A 19406-nucleotide genomic window follows, 5' to 3' on the forward strand; every position below is an offset into this window, starting at 1 on the left:
CCTTCCGGCATGCATTTAGAACTCGAGCTCGAAGAACGGCGCGGGCGGTTCGGCCGCCGCGGCGGGGCGGCCGGTTTCCACGGGCGCTGGTGCGGGCGCGTCGGCGTGCGCGTCGGCGGACGCTCCGACGGGCGGGTGGGCGGGCGCCTCGGCAGGGGCGTCGAACCAGAACCGGCGCCGCCGGTAGCGGGGCGGGTCCAGCGGCGAGCGCGTCGCCACGTGCTCGTCCGGCGCCTGACGCACCACCATGTGCGCGTTGGTGCCGCCGAACCCGAAGGAGCTGACGGCGCCGCGGCGCGTCCCGTCGCGTCCGGGGAACGCGCGCGGCTCCCGCACGGGGAACAGCGGCGACTCGTCGAACCGGAAGCGCCGGTTGAGGGTCTCGCAGTGCAGCGTCGGCGGCAGCTGCGCGTGGTGGACCGACAGCACGACCTTCATCAGCCCGGCCATGCCCGCGGCGCTGAGGGTGTGCCCGATGTTGGTCTTCACGCTGCCGACGCCGCAGAATCCGATCGCGTCGGTGGAGCCGCGGAACGCCTCGGTGAGCGCCTTCAGCTCCATCGGGTCACCGATCATGGTGCCGGTGCCGTGCGCCTCCACGTAACCGATCCGGTCCGGGGAGACCCCGGCGTCGGCCCAGGCCGCCTCGATGACGTCCTTCTGCGCCCGCGGGTTGGGGGTGGTGATGCCCATGGTGCGGCCGTCGTTGTTCACGGCGCTGCCCTCGATGACCGCGTAGATCCGGTCGCCGTCGCGCACCGCGTCGGCCAGGCGCTTGAGCAGCATCGTGCCGGCGCCCTCGCCCAGGACGATGCCGTCGGCCCGCTCGTCGAACGTACGGCAGCGGCCGGTCGGGGAGAGCGCACCCGCACCGCTCATGCCGACGAACGGCACCTCGTCGAGGAGGATGTCGACGCCGCTGGCGAACGCCAGGTCCGACTCCCCCGTCCGCAGGCTGCGTGCGGCCAGGTGCACCGCGACGAGCGCGCTGGAGCAGGCCGTGTCGACGACGACGGCCGGCCCGCGCAGGTCGAGGTAGTGCGACAGCTGCGCGGCGATGAAGTTCTGCGCCATGCCGCTGATCGAGTGCGGCCCGGCGGCGCCGTGGTGGGCACCGAAGTTCGCGCTCCGGGCGCCCGCGAAGACGCCGACGCGCCGGCCCGCGACCTCCTCGGGCGTGAGCCCGGCGTCGGCCAGGCACTCCGCACCGGTCTCCAGGACCTGCCGCACCAGGGGGTCGACGTGCGGGCCCGCGGCCGGGTCGAGGCGGAAGTACTCCGGGTCGAAGTCCTCGATGCCGTCGAGGAAGCCGCCCCACTTGCTGACGGTGGTGCCGGGTTCCGCCACCGGCCGCCACAGGCGGTCCGCGTCCCAGCGGGACGCCGGCACCTCGGTCACGGAATCCGTCCCGGACACGAGGTTCCGCCAGAACGCCCGGTGGTCGGACGCGCCGGGGAAGTGCGCGGCGAGGCCGACGACGGCGATGGCGCCGTCCTCGTCACGCGCCGTCTCCGGGACCCGCGCCGCTTCCGGCGAGGCCGCGGGGGCTACGACGGCCGTCGCGACGACCGGCTCCGGGGCCGGCTCCGCGAGCGCGGCGTCCGGGACCTCGTCCCGCAGGGCCGCCGCGAGGAGCGTCACGGTCGGGTTCTCCAGAACGGCCGACGGCTCCGCGACGACGCCGAGTTCGCGCTCCAGGGCGGCGAGGATCTGGGCGACCATGATCGAGTCCACGCCCAGGTCGGCGAAGTCCTCGTCCGGTCCGATCTTCGCCGCGTCCATGCGGAGGGTCGAGGCGAGCACCTCGGTCACCTTCCGGACCAGGCCGGTTCCGGCCGGGGCTGCGGGCGCGGCGGCCGCGGGGGCGGCTACGGCGGGCGCGGCGGCCTTGCGGCCGGGCGCCGGCACCGCGAGGAGCGCGGCGGCGTCGAAGCGCGCGGCGTCCACGACGCACGGCAGGACGACCGGGTCGTTCCCGCTCATGGCCCGGTCCAGGAGGGCGAGCCCCGTCTCCGGGTCGAGGGTCCGCAGGCCCAGGTCCCGGTAGGCCGGGGTGTCGACCTCGGGCATGCCGGCGGACTGCCAGCTGGGCCACTGCAGCGACCTGACGACGGGTCCGCCGGTGGCGGCCCGGTACGCGGCGACGCGGTCGAGCGCGGAGTTGGCGAGCGCGTAGTCGCTCATGCCCACGGCCAGCGCGGGCACCTGTCCGGCGATGGACGAGTACAGCACGACGAAGCGCAGCGGGTCGTTCGCACACGCGTCCAGGACGGCCTGGAGGCCGGTCGTCTTGGGTTCGAGCACCTGCTGGACGTCCTCGATCCGCTTGCCGACGAAGGCGGGGTCGCGCATGACGCCGAGCCCGGCGCAGTGCACGATCCCGGCGATCGGGCCGGTCCGCTGCCGGACCCGGTCGAGGACCTCGGCGATCCGGTCCGACGGGGCGGCTTCGATCGTCACCCGCACGCCGGGGCGTTCGAGCGCCACGAGGTCGCGCAGGCGCGCCGCGAGGGCCGCGTCGGTGCCGGGGTCGGCGAGGAGCGCCGGCCACGCGTCGCGGGCGGGCATCGGCGAGCGGCCGAGCAGGACGAGCCGGTCGGCTCCCCGCTCGACGAGCCGCGCCGCGACCAGCCGGCCGAGCGCGCCCGTGCCGCCGGTGATGACGACGGTCCGGCCGGCCAGGTCCGCCGACCAGTCGGCGGACGCCGGGGCCGGGGCGGCCGGGCGCAGCACCGGACGGTGCCGCTCCCCCGCCCGGACGCAGACCTCGGTCACCGGGTCGGTCGCCGCGAGTTCGGCGGCGGCCGCCGACCGCACGGCGGCGGGCGTCAGGGTGTCGAGGTCGAGGGTGCGGGCGAAGACGCCGCGGTACTCGGCCGTGAGCATCCTGACGAGGCCCGCGAACGCGGCGCCGCGCAGCGTCGGCTGCTCGGTGCGGAACGTCGTGAGGCCGCGGGTCAGGTGCAGGTAGGCGAGGCCGCGGGTGCGGTGCGCGCCGACGAGGTCGCGCAGCAGCGCGATCCGGAACGGGTCGGCGGTCACGGTGGCGACCGGCACGGCCGAGGCGTCGGCCAGGTCGATCACGGCGTCCACCCGGCCGGCCGACTCCACGATCCGCGCGCGGGCGGCGTCGTCGCCGTCGCCGTTGCCGGCTTCGCCGAGCCGGACCACGACGGCACCGGGCCCGAAGGCCGCGGCGGCGCCGGGGTCGGTCTCCGGACCGACGAGGACCATGAGCCTGCCCGGCAGTTCGGCCTGCGGCAGCGGGGCGGCCTCCCAGTCCTTGACCAGCAGCAGGGAAGAGTCCTGGGAGCCCGAGGAGCCCGCCTGCCGGTCCTGCCGTACGTCCGCGGGGGCGGCGGCCGGGAGCCAGTGCCGCTCGCGGGCGAAGGGGTAGGTGGGCATGGAGGTCAGCGGCGCCCGGTCGGTGCGCAGGGCGCTCCAGTCGATGTCGGCGCCCTCCTGCCAGAGCTGCGCGAGACGGTCGAGCCGTCCCTCGCGGACCAGGCGCTCCAGGTAGCTCGCGCCCTCCGGCTCGGACAGCCACCCGTGGTCGCCGTCCGCGCCGCCGTGTGCACGGCCGCCGTCGAGGAAGGCGGCCAGCTGCGCGCGCAGGTCCCCGGTCGAGCGGGCGACCACCGCGAGGCGCACCGCCATGGGGACGCGTCCGGTCCGGGAGGTGCGGGCGAGCGAGGCCAGCGGCGGGACGTCCTCGCCGCCGAGGAACTCCACCGTCGCCGCCGCGTACCGGCGCAGGGCGTCCTCGTCGCGGGCGGAGAGCAGGAACACCTCCTCGGCCTCGCGGTCCGTGGCGACGGAGGCCGGCGCGGCGGGCGCCTCCTCCAGGACGACGTGGGCGTTGACCCCGCCGAAGCCGAACGAGCTGACCCCGGCGCGCAGCGGCAGGGGCGCGCCGCCGGCGTCCGCGGGCTCCCACGGGGTGGCCTCCAGCACGGGCCGGAACGGCGTGCCGGTGAGGTCGATCAGCGGGTTGAGCTGCTTCAGGTGCAGCGTCGGCGGCAGCGTCCGGTGGCGCATGGCCAGCACGACCTTGATGACGCCGGCGATGCCCGCGGCGGGCTCCAGGTGACCGATGTTGCTCTTGACGGTGCCGATGCCGCACGGGGTGGCCGGTCCGTCCGCCAGGGTGCGGTGGGCGCGGGTCAGTCCGTCGATCTCGACCGGGTCGCCGAGCGCGGTGCCGGTGCCGTGGAGTTCGACGTAGGACAGCGTCGCGGCCGGTACCCCGGCGTCCCGGTAGGCGTCGACCAGCAGGTCGGCCTGGGCCAGGGGGTTGGGGGCGGTCAGCGAGGAGGCGTGGCCGCCGTGGCTGACGGCGCTGCCGCGGATCACCGCGTGCACCCGGTCGCCGTCGGCGAGGGCGCGCGCGAGCGGCTTGAGGATGACCACGCCGACGCCCTCGCCCTTGACGTAGCCGTCGGCCCGCGCGTCCAGCGCCTTGCAGCGGCCGTCGGGGGCGAGCACGCCGAGCTGGTTGCCGGCGACGACGGTCTGCGGCGTCAGCACCAGGCTGACGCCGCCGGCGACGGCCATCTCGCTCTCGCCGCTGCGCAGGGCGCGCACGGCGCGGTGCAGCGCCACCAGGGAGCTGGAGCAGGCGGTGTCGACGCTCTCGCTGGCGCCCTTGAGGTCCAGCAGGTACGAGATGCGGTTGGCCAGCATGGTCCGCGCCAGCCCGGTGCCGGCGTGGGGGTTCACCCGCTCGCCCCGGAGGACCATCGTCTCGTAGTCGTTGAACTGCACGCCCGCGAAGACGCTGACCCGGTGGCCGGCGAGCCGGTCGGGCCGGCAGCCGGCGTCCTCCAGCGCCGCCCACGTCTGTTCGAGGAACAGGCGGTGCTGCGGGTCCATGACCTCGGCCTCGGCGGGCGAGAGCTTGAAGAACCGCGGGTCGAAGCGGTCGACGTCGTCCAGGAAGCCGCCCCAGCGCGCGGTGCCGCCGAAGCGCCGGGAGACCTCCTGCCAGTCCCACCGGCCGGCGGGCGTCTCGGTGATCAGGTCACGCCCTTCGGCGAGGTTCCGCCAGAAGGCCTCCAGCCCGGGCGAGCCGGGGAAACGACCGGACATGCCGATGATGGCGACGGCGTCGCCGTCGGCGGGTGTCACCGCGGGCGCGGCCACGGCCGGCTCTACGGCCGTGGCGGCGGGCACGGCCGCCGGGTGCGCGTCGTGCTCCAGCAGGCCGGGGTGCTCCGACAGCAGGTGACGGGCCAGCTTCTCGACCGTGTTGGCGCCGAACAGCGTCGTCGTCGGCACCGAGACGCCGTAGCGCTCCTCCAGGGCCACGGACAGGGACTGGAGCCCGAAGGAGTCCAGGCCGTACTCGCCGAACCCGGCCTCCGGGTCGAGGTCCCGCGGTGCGAGGCCGACGAGTCCGGCAACCATCGTCCGCAGCCGGCCGGTCAGGCCGGCCGGTGCCGCGCCGGCCTGCCGGGCAGGCTGCGGGGCCACGGGCTGCGGCGTGCGGACCGCGGGCTCGCTCTCGCGGATCCGCATCGCCTCGACGCGCTCGCGCATCCGCCCGGGCTCGCCGGGCAGGACGGCGACCTGGGGGCGGTCCAGCCGCAGCACGAGGTCGAGCAGCCGCTCGCCCTCGCCGGCCTCCAGGTAGCGGAAGCCGGTGCCGGCGAGGTAGCGGCGCTCGTCGTCGGCGTCCACGTGCATGCCTCCGGCGCGCCACATGGGCCAGTCGACCGAGACCGTCCGCCCGCTGCGGCGGCCCGCCCGGCGCAGGATCTCGCGCTCCTCGGCGAAGCCGTCGAGGAAGCGGGCGCCGACGGCGTAGTCGACGAGCCCGTAGTCGCCGAGCAGCCCGGCCAGGGACGAGTACAGGACGAATACATCGAGCTGTTCGTCGCGGGTCACCTCGTCGAGCACGCGCGTGCCCTCGAAGCGCGCCCGCAGGTGGGCGCGGAACTCCTCGACGTCCTTGTCCGGCAGAGGGGTGCGCGAGGCGGTGGCGGCGAGGTGGAAGACGCCGTGCAGGGCGCCCCACTCGTCCTTGACGTCCGCCACGACGTGGGCCATGGCGGCGGGGTCGTCCACGGACGCCTGGTAGTACCGGACGTCTCCGAGCGCGCGCAGGTCGGCGAGCTCCCCGGCGCGGTCCTCGGCGGAGGACCGGCCGGTGACGGCCACCCGGGCGCCGCGCGCCAGCAGCGTGCGGACGAGCAGGAGGCCGAGGCCGCCCGCGCCGCCGGTCACCAGGTGGACGCCGCCCGGACGCAGGGGCGAGTCCGTGACGGGGAGGGCGGCGGTCTCCGTGAGCACGCGCACGGTGCGGCCGGTGGCCGAGAGGCGCACCGCGGCACCGGAGAGCCGCCCGGCCGCCACCTCGGCGAGCAGGGCGTCCGTTCCGACCCGGCCGGCGACGTGCACGACGCCGAAGGCCGTGCCGGGGAGGGCGGCGCGCAGCGACGCGTCGAACCCGCCCCACGCCTCGGCCGCGGCGCCCTCGGGCGCCAGGACCTGGATGCGTGCCGCGGCGCGGGAGGCCGCGGCCGTCATGGCCCGTACGAGCAGGAACACGGACTCGAAGCCGAGGTCCTGGCGGTCCGGCTCGGTCAGCGGCCACTGGTGCACGATCCGGTCCGCCGGCGTGGCGAGCAGCCGGACGTAGTCCTCGGGCTCGCCGGGGCGGATCGTGATCGTGGAGCCGTCGTCCGCGTACGCGGACCCGGCCCGTACGTGGACGGCGCCGGGCACCGGCAGGTCGCCGAACACCAGCACCCGCCCGGCGTGCGGCGCGGCGGCCGGAACGGCCTCGGCCACCCACTCGGCGGCGAAGAGGCTGACGGGCGCGGCCGTGCCGGCAGCAGCCGGCAGCGGCTCGTCCCCGGGGCCGGCAGGAGCGGCGGGCGCGGTGGAGGCGCCGTCGGTGAACCAGTGGCGCTCGGCGGCGAAGGGGTACGGCGGCAGGGAGCGCAGCTTCGGCGTCCCCGTCGTGCGGGCGGACCAGTCGACGGTCGCGCCGCGCACCCAGGCCGCGGCGGTCTCCTCGTCGCCGTGGCCGTCGAACGGCGCGCGGTCGGCGTGCCGGTCGACGTGGCCGAGGTGGAGGCCGGAGAGGTCTCCGGCGAGGAACCGGCGGAGCGTGGCCACCGCGTGCTCGCCGGAGTCCGCGGCGAACGCCAGGCGTTCGGCGTGTTCCGTGCGGCCGGCCTGGAGCGTGTGAGCGGTGCCGGCGAGGTCGTGGGCCCAGGTGTCCCGGGCGTCCACCAGTGCCTGCGCGGAGGCGCGCAGCTGCTCGGGGGTGCGGGCGGAGAGGGTGACGACGGCCCAGCCGGCGGCCGGGGCCGGCTCGTCGGCCGGGTACTCCTCCAGCACGACGTGGGCGTTGACCCCGCCGTAGCCGAACGAGCTCACGCCGGCGCGGCGCGGCACGCCGGGCGCGGCGGGCTCCCAGGTCCGTCCGTCCACCGCGACCTCGAACGGCGTGCCGTCCAGGGCCAGGTGGGGGTTGAGCTCCGGGCCGTGCGGGTCGCCGGTGATCCGCCCGTGCCGCATGGACAGCAGGACGCGCAGCACGGCGGCGATGCCCGCCGCCGGCTCCAGGTGGCCGATGGTGTTCTTCAGTGCGCCCAGGGCGCAGTGCGGAGCGGCCGGTGCCTGGTGGCCCCAGTCGCGGTAGAGCTCGGTGAACGCCTGACGCAGGCCGTTGGTCTCGGCGGGGTCGCCGATGACCGTGCCGGTGCCGTGCGTCTCGATGTAGCCGATCGTGGCGGGGTCGACGCCCGCCTCGCGGTGGGCCCGCACGATGACCTCGGCCTGGGCCCGCGGGTTGGGGGCCGTCAGCGAGTTGGAGCGGCCGCCGTGGTTGACGGCGGTGCCGCGCAGCACGGCGAGGACCGGGTTGCCGTCGGCCAGGGCGCGGCTGAGCCGCTTGAGGACGACGGCGCCGACGCCCTCGCCGCGCACGTACCCCGCGGCGTCCTTGTCGAAGGCCCTGCCCACGCCGTCCGGGCTGAGCATCCCGGCCCGTTCGAGGGAGGCGAAGGTGACGGGCGACAGCATGAGGCTGACGCCGCCGGCGACGACCGTGTCGCAGTGCCCGAGCCGCAGCGCCTCGGCGGCGCGGTGCAGCGCCACGAGCGAGCTGGAGCAGGCCGTGTCGACCGGCTCGCTGGGGCCTCGCAGGTCCAGGTGGTAGGAGATGCGGTTGGCCAGCATCGACGGGGTCAGACCGGTCGAGGAGTACGCGTCGGTGGCCGTGCCGGAGCGCTGCACCAGCTCGGCGTACTCGGAGGAGCCGACGCCGACGAAGAGCCCGGTGTCGGTTCCGGCGAGGCGGGCCGGGTCGATGCCCGCGTCCTCCAGCGCCGCCCACACCGTGCGCAGCAGCATCCGCTGCCGCGGGTCCATCCAGCGGGCCTCGCGCGGCGAGATGCCGAAGAACAGCGGGTCGAAGCGGTCGGTGTCCGGCATGAAGCCGGCCCGGGTGACGCGGGTGCGGTCGGGGTGCTGCGCCGGGTCGCCGTAGTGCGCACGGCTGTCCCAGCGGTCGGCGGGCACCTCGCTGAAGAGGTCGCCGCCGCGCTGGAGGGCGGCCCAGAACGCGTCCAGGTCCCGTGCGCCGGGCAGGGTGCCGGCCATGCCGACGATCACGACCGGGTCGTCGGCGGCCGGGGCGGGCCCGGCGGGAGCGGGCTCGGCCGCCGGCGCCGCGGCGGCCGCGGCGGCGGGGTGTTCGGCTTCCAGCCACGCGGCGAGCGCGGCCGGGGAGGGGGTGGCGAGCAGTTGGTCGGGGCCGGTGGACACGCCGAAGGCGTTCGAGACCTCGTCGGCGAGCCGGATCAGGCTCAGGGAGTCCAGGCCGTGCTCGTGGAAGGAGCCCGCCGGGTCGAGGTCGGTGACCGGGTAGCCGCTGACCGTGCCCAGCAGGCGCAGCACTGCGTCGAGCGTCCGGCCGTCCTCCGCACGGGCGGGCGGGGCGGCCTGGGCCGCGCCCGCCGGGAGCGCCGCCGGGGTGACGGCGTCGATCCAGCAGCGGGTGCGGGCGAACGGGTAGCCGGGCAGGGACAGCGGGCGCACCGGGCCGTCGTAGGCGGCGGCCCAGTCGACGACCTCGCCGCCGGCCCAGCGGCGCGCGACGCCGTCCGGGTCGGCCGGGGAGGGCACGGTGGCCGCACCGGGCTCCGCCGTGACGACGGCGGTGTGCCCGGTGGGCCGGCCGGCGAGGAAGGCGTCGAGGGCGTCGGTGAGTTCGCGGGCCGAGCGCGCGGCGACGGCGAACCGGTGGGCCATGGCCTCCCGGCCGGTCTGCAGGGTGTAGGCGAGGCGGAGGAGGTCCACGTCACCGGTGCCGCCGGCCCGGCGGGCCAGCTCGCGCAGGGTTGTGCCGCTGTGCACGGCTCCCGGCCGCACGGCGTCGCCGAGGCCGATCAGCCGCACGATCGTGGCCGGGTCGAGCCCCAGCTCGTCGAGCGGTTCGTCCACCGCCGTGACGGGCACGCCCGCGGCGGCGGCGATGTCCTCGGGGGTGACGCCGGGGGCCGAGGTGCGCAGCCAGGCGAGCGTCCGCTCGATGACGCCGCGCAGCCCTTCCGCGTCGCGTGCGGAGAACGGGAAGACGGCCGGTCCTGAGGTGGCGCCGCTGCGGGCGTCCTCGCGGTACTCCTCCACCACGAGGTGGGCGTTGGAGCCGCCCGCGCCGAAGGCGCTGATGCCGGCGCGCAGCGGGCCTGCGGCCTGCCACGGCGCGAGGTCGCGCTGGACGCGGAACGGCACGGAGTTCCAGTCGACGGCCGGGTTGAGGGTCTCCGCGTGCAGCGACGGCGCCAGTTCGCGGGCCTTCATCTGGAGCAGCACCTTGGTGAGGGCGGCGATGCCCGCGGCCGACTCCAGGTGGCCGACGGAGGACTTCACCGAGCCGATCGCGACCGAGCCGGCCGGCAGGTCGCCGAACGCCCGGGACAGTCCGGCCACTTCGGCCGGGTCGCCCAGCGCGGTCCCGGTGCCGTGCGCCTCGACGTACGACACGCCGGCCGGCTCGGCGCCGGCCCGCCGCAGGGCCTCGGCGATGACCTCGCCCTGGGCGGACGGGCTCGGCACGGCGAACCCGCCGGTCTTGCCGCCGTGGTTGACGGCGCTGCCGAGGATCACGCCGAGGATCCGGTCGCCGTCGCGCTCGGCGGCCGCCAGCGGCTTGAGCAGGACGGCGCCGACGCCCTCGCCGGGCACCATGCCGTCGCCGTCGGCCGCGAAGCTGCGGCAGCGGCCGCTCTCGCCGGTGAACCCGCCGGCCGCGAGCTGGCGGTACTTGCGCGGGTGCGGGGCGAGGTTGACGCCGCCGGCGAGCGCGTAGTCCGCGTGCCCGGCCGCCAGGGCCTCGCAGGCGAGGTGAATGGCCGTCAGCGACGACGAGCACATGGTGTCGATCGCCAGGCTCGGCCCGTGGAAGTCGAAGAAGTACGAGACCCGGTTGGCGATGGAGGCGTACCCCATGCCGCCCGCGAGGCCCCGCTCGTCCTCGAAGAGCTGGTAGTGCCCGTACATGACGCCCACGTACACGCCGACGCGGCTGCCGCGCAGGCGCGCCCGGGTGTAGCCGGCGTCCTCCAGGGCGTGCCAGGAGGTCTGGAGGAAGAGCCGTTCCTGCGGGTCGGTGAGCTCGGCCTCGCGCAGCGACATCTGGAAGAAGCGGGGGTCGAACTCGTCGATGCCGTCGAGGAAGCCGCCCCAGCGGCCGGGCTTGTGCCCGTCCGCCTCGGTCATGGCCCGGTGGTCCCACCGGTCGGCGGGCACCTCGCGCACGCAGTCGCGGCCGGCGCGCAGGTTCGCCCAGAACGCGTCCGGATCGTCGGCCAGGGGGTAGCGGCCCGCGATGCCGACGACGGCGATGCGCTGGTCGGCCGCGGTGCGGGACTCCTCCGGAGCCCGCTCGGCGACCCGCACGGCCGGGGCCGCCGCGGGCGCGGGCGCCTCGGGCAGCAGGCCGCGCACGCGGTCGGCGTGCCGGTCGGCCAGGTGGCCGGCGATCTCGCGGATCGTCGGGTACTCGAACAGCAGGGTCGCGGGCAGCTCCCCCATGCGCTCGGAGAGCACGTCCACGATCTGGGGCACGGTCAGCGAGTCGACGCCGAAGTTCTCGTACGTCTCATCGAGCCAGAGCCGGTCGCGCGGCACCTGGAGGATCCGCTCGAAGGCGTCCTTCACGTACTCCTGGGCGGCCGCGGCCAGTGCCTCGGCATCCCCGCCGGAGGGCACCGGCGGCTCGGCGGAACGAGCGGGCCCGCCGGTGCGCACCGGCTCCTCGGCACGCGCCGGCGCGGCGGCTGCCGTGACGCCGGCCGGGGGCGCGGCCGCCGCGGGCGCGGCGTCCGGCGCCGTGTGCGCGACCACCACGTGCTGGGTCAGGCCCTCGTCGGCCGGCAGGGCGCGGCTGCGGGCGAAGCCGGCGAGCGCCAGGGCCCTGCGCCAGCCGGGCGCGGAGAGCAGCGGCGAGCCGGGCAGGCGCAGCTCGGCGTCCCGGTGCAGCCACCAGCCGTCGAGCAGGCCGAAGGTGAGCGTGGCCGTCAGGACGTTGCTGCTGGCCTCGTTGAGCACCAGCCGACCGCCGGGCTTGAGCAGCCACGCCACGGCGCGCAGGGTGCCGAGCAGGTCGGCGGTCGCGTGCAGGACGTTGGCGGCCACGACCAGGTCGGCGCTGCCGGGCGTAAAGCCCTGCGCCGCGGGGTCGCCCGAGACGTCGAGCTGCTGGAAGCGGACGTACGGGTGCTCCTCGGCGAAGCGCTGGCGTCCGTGCTGGAGGAAGGCGCGGGAGATGTCGGTGTAGACGTACGTGACGTCCGCGCCCGAGGCGGCGAGGGCGGGCAGCACGCTCGCGGTGGTGCCTCCGGTGCCCGCGCCGATCTCGACGACGGTCAGCGGGCCGTCGTGGCCGGTCAGGTGGTCCAGGACGCCGCCGACGACGAGCTCGTTGGCGCGGTCGACGACCGGGCTGCCCCGGTAGGCGCCTTCCACGAGCGCGGTCGAACCGCCCGGGAACATCACGTCGGTGGCACGGACGGTGCCGCGCATGACAGCGAACAGGTTCTGCATGCACGGGCGCAGCAGCCGGTCGAAGCGGTTGAGGGCCGGCTTCTCCTCGCACAGCGCGACGAGGTCGCCCTCGGGGTCCCCGGCGGCCGGGCGGCCGGCGGGGGTGAACCGCCCGTCGCGGTCGTTCAGGTAGCCCGACAGGGTCAGCTGCCGCAGGAGCTCGGCGAAGAGCCTGCCCTGCGCGGGGACGACGCGCAGGCGCTCGGCGAGGGCCGCGGAGGTCCACTCCTCGGTCGCGGTCAGGAACGCGCCTTCCTGCCGGAAGAGCGTCCACAGCCAGCCGCACATGACCTCGGTCAGGCGGGCGTCGTCGGCCTCGGTGAGCAGGCGGGCGACGGGCGGGAGCGCCGCCAGCGACGGCACCAGCGAGGTGTCGTCCGCCGGTGCCCCGCCGTCCGCGGGGCCGTCCGTGCGCGGCTGCGCGCCGACGGCGGCGAGGGCGGCGGCGTCGGCCTTGACCACGACGACCTGGCGGTCCGGGCGTCCCAGTACGGCGTGCACGGCCGCCATCCCCTCCTCCGGGGTGATCGAGTGGATTCCGGCGGCCGCGAGCCGGCTGCGGTTGCGCTCGTCGGCGACGATGCCGACGGTCCCCCAGTAGCCCCAGTTGATCACGGCGACCCGGGCGCCCAGCACGTCGTCGAGGTGGTGGGCGAAGGCGTCCTCGAAGGTCGACCCGGCCGCGTAGTTGCTCTGGCCGGCGCTGCCGGCGAGGGCCACCGCGGACGAGAAGAACAGGACGAAGTCCAGGCCGGCCGAGGCGCCGAGCGCGGCGTGCAGGGCCACCGAGGTGCGGGTCTTGGCCTCCAGCACCGAGCGGAAGGTGTCCTCCGTCATGGTGGCGACGGTCTGGTCCCGCAGGACGATCGTGGCGTGGAAGACGCCGTGCAGCGCACCGTGGGTGGTGCGCGTCCACGCGACGGCGTCACGCAGCGCCGCGGGGTCGGTCGCGTCGGCGCGCCGGTAGGAGACCAGCGTTCCGCTCGGGTCGATGGCACGCAGGCGCTCGCGCCGCGCGGCGTCCAGCTCGCTGCGGCCCAGCAGGACGACCTTGGCCCGGTGGGTGCGGACGAGCCACGCGGTCAGCTCCAGGCCGATGCCGCCGGCCCCGCCGAGGATCAGGTAGGTGCCGTCGTGGCGGATGCGCTCCGCGGGCGGCGTGGCCGCGGCCGGGACGAGCCGGCGGTGGTGGAGCACGCCGCGGCGCAGCGCGTACGGACCGCCCGCGGGCACGTCGAGCACGTCCGCGGACGGCTCGTCGGCGGACGACCGGTCGACGACGGCCACCCGCCACCGGGGGTGTTCCTGGGCCAGTGAGAGGGCGAGGCCGTGCAGGGCCGCCGCGAACGGGTTGCGGACGGGCTCGCCGGCCGTGCTGAGCGCGTCCTCGGTGACGACGGTGAGCCGGACCGAGGAGCCGAGCCGCTGGAGGATCTTGGCGAGGCGGAACAGGGCGAGCACGCCCTGCTCCTGCGCGGTGTCGAGGGCGCTCATGTCGTCGGTGCGGGCGCCGGCCCGCGGGGCGAGCAGGACGACGTGGTCGGGGCGGCCGGCGGCGTCGGCGACCCGGTCGGGGTCCACCTCGGCGACCGTGCCGCCCAGACGCTGGGTCAGAGCGGCTGCGAGGGCGGCGGACTCCGGTCCGCGCACGAGCCAGGTGGTGCCGCCGGCCGGGTCCCGGGGCAGGGGGGCGGGGCGCTCGGGCAGCGCGGTCCAGCTCGGGACGAACATCAGGTCGTCGGCCGGGGCCCCGGCGGCCGCGGGGGCGGCCGGGATCAGGGCCGGGGCCGCCGCCGCGGCCTGCTGCGGGGCCGTGCCGGGGGCGGGGCGCAGGGACAGGTCGCGCAGGCGTGCGAGGACGCCTCCGGCGGAGTCGGTGAGGGTGAGGTCGTAGCGGTCGGTGCCGGCCGTCGTCACGTGGGCGTACGCGAGGTCCGTCACCGGGGCGAGGACCTCGGCGGCGGTCAGGGCGTAGGGCACCATGGCGGGCCCGGCGCTGCGGTCCCGCAGCACCGCGAACGCGTGCAGGGCGCCGTCGACCGCCGAGGGGTGCAGGGCGCAGCCGGTGAACGGGGCGGCCTCGGCGGGGATCCGCAGCCGCACCAGTGCCTCGCCGTCACCCGCGGCGATCCACTCGACGGTCCTGAGGGCGGGGCCGTAGAAGAGCCCTGCCGCGGTGAGGTCCGCGTAGAGGGCGGTGCCCTCGTGGTGGCGGGTCATGCGGGCCCGGAGCGCCTCCAGCGGGAGCGTCTCCGCGGCCGGCGCGGCGAGGGTGTCGATCCGGCCCTGGGCGAGCAGGTCGCCGGAGTCGTCCAGCAGGTCGAACGTCAGGCCGGTGTCACCGCGGCGCAGCCGGATCCGGGCCGAGCGCTCGGTGCCCTCCACCACGAAGGGACGCAGCCAGCGCACGCCGGCAAGGCGGAGCTGCGCTCCCGCGCCCGCCGCCTCGGCGGCTCCGCGGGCCATCTCCAGGACGGCCGCGGCGGGCAGCAGGCGGGTCTCGCCGACGCGGTGCCCGTCGATGTAGGGGTGCTCCGGTCCGAAGACCGTCCGGTAGGTGAGTCCGTCGAGGCTGCCGGCCGGGTCGACCTCGTCCAGCAGCGGGTGGGCCGGGCCGGCCGCGGTCCGTGCGGGCGGCGACCAGATGGTGTCGGTGAGCCAGCAGCGCAGTTCCTCGAAGGGGTAGCCCGGCAGCGGCACGCGCCGGCCGCCGTTCCGCGGCCACGCGACAGTCGCGCCGGCGGCCCAGGCCGCGGCGATGTCGGCCGGGGCGTCGCTCGCCGGCGCCGCGGCGCGGGCGGCGGCCCGGCCGCGGGCACTGCCGGTCCAGACGCCCTCGGTGCCGGCGCCGCGCAGGCGGGCCACCAGCTCGGTGACGGTGGAGGCCACGACGACCATGCGGTCGGCCCACTCCTCCCGGCCCTGCTGGAGGGTGAACGCCACGTCGGCGAGGCGCGGCTGCGGCTGGCTCTCCAGGGCGTCCGCCAGCTGGGCAGCCAGGACGGGCAGGCGCTCGGGCGCCCGGGCGGAGAGCGGGAAGAGCCACGGCCCCGTCTCGTCGCCGGACGACGGCTGCGGCCCGGTGGTGTGCACCGCGCGGTCCTCCAGGTGTTCTTCGATGACGAGGTGGGCATTGGCCCCGCCCGCGCCGAAGGAGCTCAGGCCCGCCCTGCGGGGGGCGTTGCCCGGCCGCGGCCAGGGGGCGAGCTCGCGCTGCACGCGCAGCGGGGTCGAGTCGAAGTCGATGTTCGGGTTGAGCGGGTCGGCGTGCAGGGACGGCACGAGCTCGCCGTGCTGCATCTGGAGCAGGACCTTGCACAGGCCGGCCATGCCGGAGGCCGATTCGAGGTGCCCGACGTTGGACTTGACCGAGCCGATGGGCAGGCTGCGCGGCGCCAGTCCGGACGCACCCAGGGCGCGGGCCAGGCCGCGGATCTCCACCGGGTCGCCGAGGGCGGTGCCGGTGCCGTGGGCCTCCAGGTAGCCGAGCGACGCCGGGTCGGCGCCGGCCTCGCGCAGCGCCTGCCCGACCAGGTCGCCCTGGGCGACGGGGTTCGGGACGGTGAAGCCGTTGGTGCGGCCGCCGTGGTTGACGCTGGAGCCGAGGATGACGCCGTGGATGTGGTCGCCGTCCCGCAGGGCGTCGGCCAGCGGGCGCAGCAGCACCGCGCCGACGCCCTCGCCGGGGACGTAGCCGTCGCCGTCGGCGCCGAAGCTGCGGCACAGGCCGTCGCTGGAGGTGAAGCCGCCCTGGCCCAGGAAGCGGTACTTGTACGGGTGGACGTGCAGGTTGACGCCGCCCGCGAGGGCCATGTCGGTGTCGCCGGAGCGCAGGTCGCGCACGGCCAGGTGGATCGCGGTCAGCGAGGACGAGCACATGGTGTCGACGCCCAGGCTGGGGCCGGTCAGGCCCAGGGTGTAGGAGACGCGGTTGGCGATGGAGGCGTGGGACGAGGCGCCGATCCGGCCGTCCTCGGCCTCGTGGAGCTGGTAGAGCCCGTACATCGCGCCCACGTACACGCCGACGCGGTGCGTGCGCAGGTCCGCGCGGGTGCGGCCGGCGTTCTCCATGGCGTGCCAGGCCGTCTGGAGGAACAGCCGCTCCTGCGGGTCGATGATCTCCGCCTCGCGGGGCGACACGCCGAAGAAGAGCGGGTCGAACTTGTCGATGCCGTGCAGGAAACTGCCCCACCGGCTGTACGGGGCGGCCTGGTCCGCGGGCGTTGCCCGGTCGTAGTCACGCCAGTTCCAGCGGTCGGCCGGGATCTCGGTGACCAGGTCGCGGCCGGCTCGCAGGTTGGCCCAGAACTCCTCCAGGGTGTCCGACCCGGCGAACCGTGCGGCGACGCCGACGATGGCGATGGGCACGGGGCCGGAGGCGGAGGGGGCCGGGGCGGAGGAAACCGGGGCGGCGGGGGCCGGAGCCGGAGCGGGGGTGACGGCGGGCGTGGCCGCGGGCGCGGGCTCCGTCACGGCCGCCGGTGCGGGCGAGGCGGCCGGTGCCGCGAGCTCCGTGATCCGGGCGCCGTGGTGCTCGGTGAACCAGGCGGCGAGGTCGCGCAGGTTCTGGTACTCGAAGAACAGCGTCTTCGGCAGCGAGCCGAAGTCGTCCTCCAGCCGCCGGGTCAGATCCATGATCAGGAGCGAGTCGATGCCGAACTGCTCGAAGGCGACGCCGGGTTCGATCTCTTCCGGGGGGAACTCGAAGACCGTGGCGAGCACTCCGCGCAGGAAGTCCTCGGCCATGGCCGCGACCGGGCGTTCCGTGCCCACCGGCGCGGAAGGAGCAGCAGGGGCGGAAGAGGCGGAGGCAGCGGCGGGTGCGGACGGAGCGGACGGCTCCGGCGCCGGGGCGTCGAGCACCTGGCGCAGCCGCGCGAGGTTGCCGTGCGCGACCAGGACGTGGTCGCCGTCGTGGCCGAGCGCCCGGTCGAAGGCGTCCAGCGCCGCGTCCGTCGGCATGGCCACCAGCCCCACCTGACGGGCCATCCGGGCAGCGGTCGCCTCGTCGGTGTCGACGCGTATGCCGCCGTCGGCCCACAGCGACCAGAGGACGGACAGGCTGCGGCCCGGCCGGTCGCTCGCGCGCCGCCACTGCGCGAAGGCGTCGAGGAAGCGGTTGGCATAGGCGTAGTCGGTCTGGCCGGGGCTGCCGGCGGCTCCGGACATGGAGGAGAACGCGACGAAGAAGCCGAGCGGGTCGCCGGCCGTGGCCTCGTCGAGTTCCAGGGTGCCGCGCACCTTGGGCCCGAGGACGGCCGCGGTCTCCTCGTCGGTCTTGCGGACCAGCAGCGCGTCGCGGGTCGTCCCGGCGAGGTGCAGCACGCCGTGGATCGGTCCGAACGCGGCGTGGACGCGCTCGACGAGGCCGGCCGCGGCGCCGGGAGCGCCGAGGTCCGCCGGGAGGTAGTGCACGTCGAGACCGGCGGCGCGCAGGTCCGCGAGGTCGGCGTGGGCCGAACGGCCCGTCAGGACGTAGCGGGCGGTGCCGCCCAGGTGGGCGACGAGGTGGCGGCCCAGGGCTCCGGCGCCGCCGGTGACGAGCACGGTGCCGTGCGGAGCGAGCGGTGCCGGGGCCGGCTCGATGCCCTCCCACCGGAGCACCTGCCGGCGACCGTCGGCGGTGTAGCGGACCCGGAACTCGTGGGCGCCGCGCGCCTCGGCCGCGACGGCCGTCGCCGGGTCGGCGTCACCGGTGTCGATCACGGCGACCCGGAAGTCGGGGTGCTCGTTGGCGAGGGCACGCCCGAAGCCGTCCAGGGCGTAGACCCGCGCGTCCTCAGCCGTACCGGCCGGGCGGAACAGGTGCAGCACCCGCACCGGCTGCGGGGCCGGCTGCGCCGACCAGGAGCGGAAGAGCTTCAGCAGGCCGGGCAGCGGGTCGCCGTCCACGGCGCGGACGACGAGGAGTTCCTCGCCGCACGGGAAGACGGCGTCCTCGGTGGAACGCCCGGCGCCGGGGAGCGTCGCGTCGCCGAGCAGCACCGTGCGCGCGAGCGGGCCGCCGGCGGCCGGCGCCGGCGCGTCCTGCCACCGCTGGACGAGCAGGTGCGCGGCGACGGTGGCGTCGAGGCCGGCGGCACCGGCCACGGCGCGGGTGACGACGGCGCGCAAGCGCACGCACACGCGGCCCTGCGCGTCAGCGAGGGCCACGTCGTGGCCGGCCGGGGTCGCGACGGCGTGCACGTAGCCCTGCTCGGGCAGCGGGCCGAAGATGTCGACGGCGTCCAGGGAGAAGGGCAGCTGCCGGGCGCGCGGGGCCGCGGGGTCCTCGTCGGTCCACAGGCAGGCCTGGAGCATCGCGTCCAGCAGGGACGGGTGCAGGGTGAAGTCGGTGAAGGGGGCGTCCGCGGCCTCCGGCACCGCGACGTGCGCGAGGGCCTCGCCCGGCGCGGACCGCACCGACCGCAGCCCTTGCAGGCTGGGGCCGTAGCCGCCGCCGAGCGCGCTGAAGACCGCGTAGCACTCGTCGGCCGTCGACGTGCGGGGCAGCCGGGCCCGGACGGCCTCCAGGTCGAGGAGCGGAGCCTCCTGCCCGGCGTCGAAGCGGAGCGTGCCGGTGGAGCACAGCGCGCCGTCGGCGCTCCCGTCCACCTGCCGGACCTCGTAGGACACGCCGTCGGCGGCCTGCCGGAGGTCCAGGCGCACGCGCACGGGCTCGTCCTCGACGAGCACGGGGCGGGCCCACAGGACGTTGACGATGCCGGTCGCGCGGCCGTGCCCGAGCCGGTCCGCGGCGGCCACCGCGAACTCCAGGGCGGCGACGGCGGGCAGGATGCGGACCCGGCCCAGGGCGTGGTCGCGCAGGTAGAACTCGTTGCCCGTCAGCAGTCGTTCGGCCGGTCCGTCGGCCAGGGCGGCGGGCGGGCTGATCCAGTAGCGGCGGGAGGGCCGGGGCGGGCGGGGCAGGGAGAGCCGGGCGGGGCGGCCGCCGGGCAGCTCCGGCCAGACGACGTCCTGTCCCGCGACCCACAGGCGGGCGGCCTCGGCCGGGTCGTCCGTACGGGCCGGGCCGGCGGCGGGCGCGTCCGCGGCTGCGGACGCCGTGCCGGTCACGACGCCGTCGCCGTCGCGCAGGCGTGCGGCGAGCTCCGCGACGTCCGTCACGACCACGGCGAGCCGCTCCCGGAGCGCCTCGCGGCCGGTTTGCAGCGTGTGCGTGATGCTGTCGAGGGAAGCCGCCGGGTGGGCGTCCAGCCAGTCCGACAGTTCCGCCCGGTACCGGTCGAGCTGTTCCCGGCCCTCGGCCGACAGCACGACCAGTCGAGCGGTCCTGTCCTCGGTGTTGCGGCTCATCAGCGCTTTCCCGCCTCTTCCACTACCACGTGCACGTTGCTGCCTCCCAT

The 19406-nt window shown here is 76.5% G+C and carries 2 protein-coding genes (1 of these 2 running past the window's edge); both read right to left on the bottom strand.

Translation table 11 applies throughout. The annotated features are described in order from the left end of the window. Positions 1-15: 15 nt before the first annotated feature. Positions 16-19356, bottom strand: coding sequence for an SDR family NAD(P)-dependent oxidoreductase (locus D7231_RS16620; protein WP_120756236.1), 19341 nt, complete (start codon positions 19354-19356; stop codon positions 16-18). After that, positions 19356-19406 carry the 3' portion of a non-ribosomal peptide synthetase gene (locus tag D7231_RS16625; RefSeq protein WP_120756237.1) on the bottom strand. It continues 4620 nt past the right edge of the window, so only the last 51 of its 4671 coding nucleotides appear in the window; its start codon lies beyond the right edge, outside the window — the gene reads right to left on this strand; the stop codon is at positions 19356-19358. Before D7231_RS16625 ends, D7231_RS16620 begins: the two co-directional genes overlap by 1 nt.

The organism is Streptomyces klenkii (assembly GCF_003626645.1).
GTDB classification, from domain to species: domain Bacteria; phylum Actinomycetota; class Actinomycetes; order Streptomycetales; family Streptomycetaceae; genus Streptomyces; species Streptomyces klenkii.

Coding starts and splice junctions, on each gene's coding strand:
- D7231_RS16620 (WP_120756236.1), bottom strand. CDS start 19,356: ATGAGCCGCAACACCGAGGACAGGACCGCTCGACTGGTCGTGCTGTCG.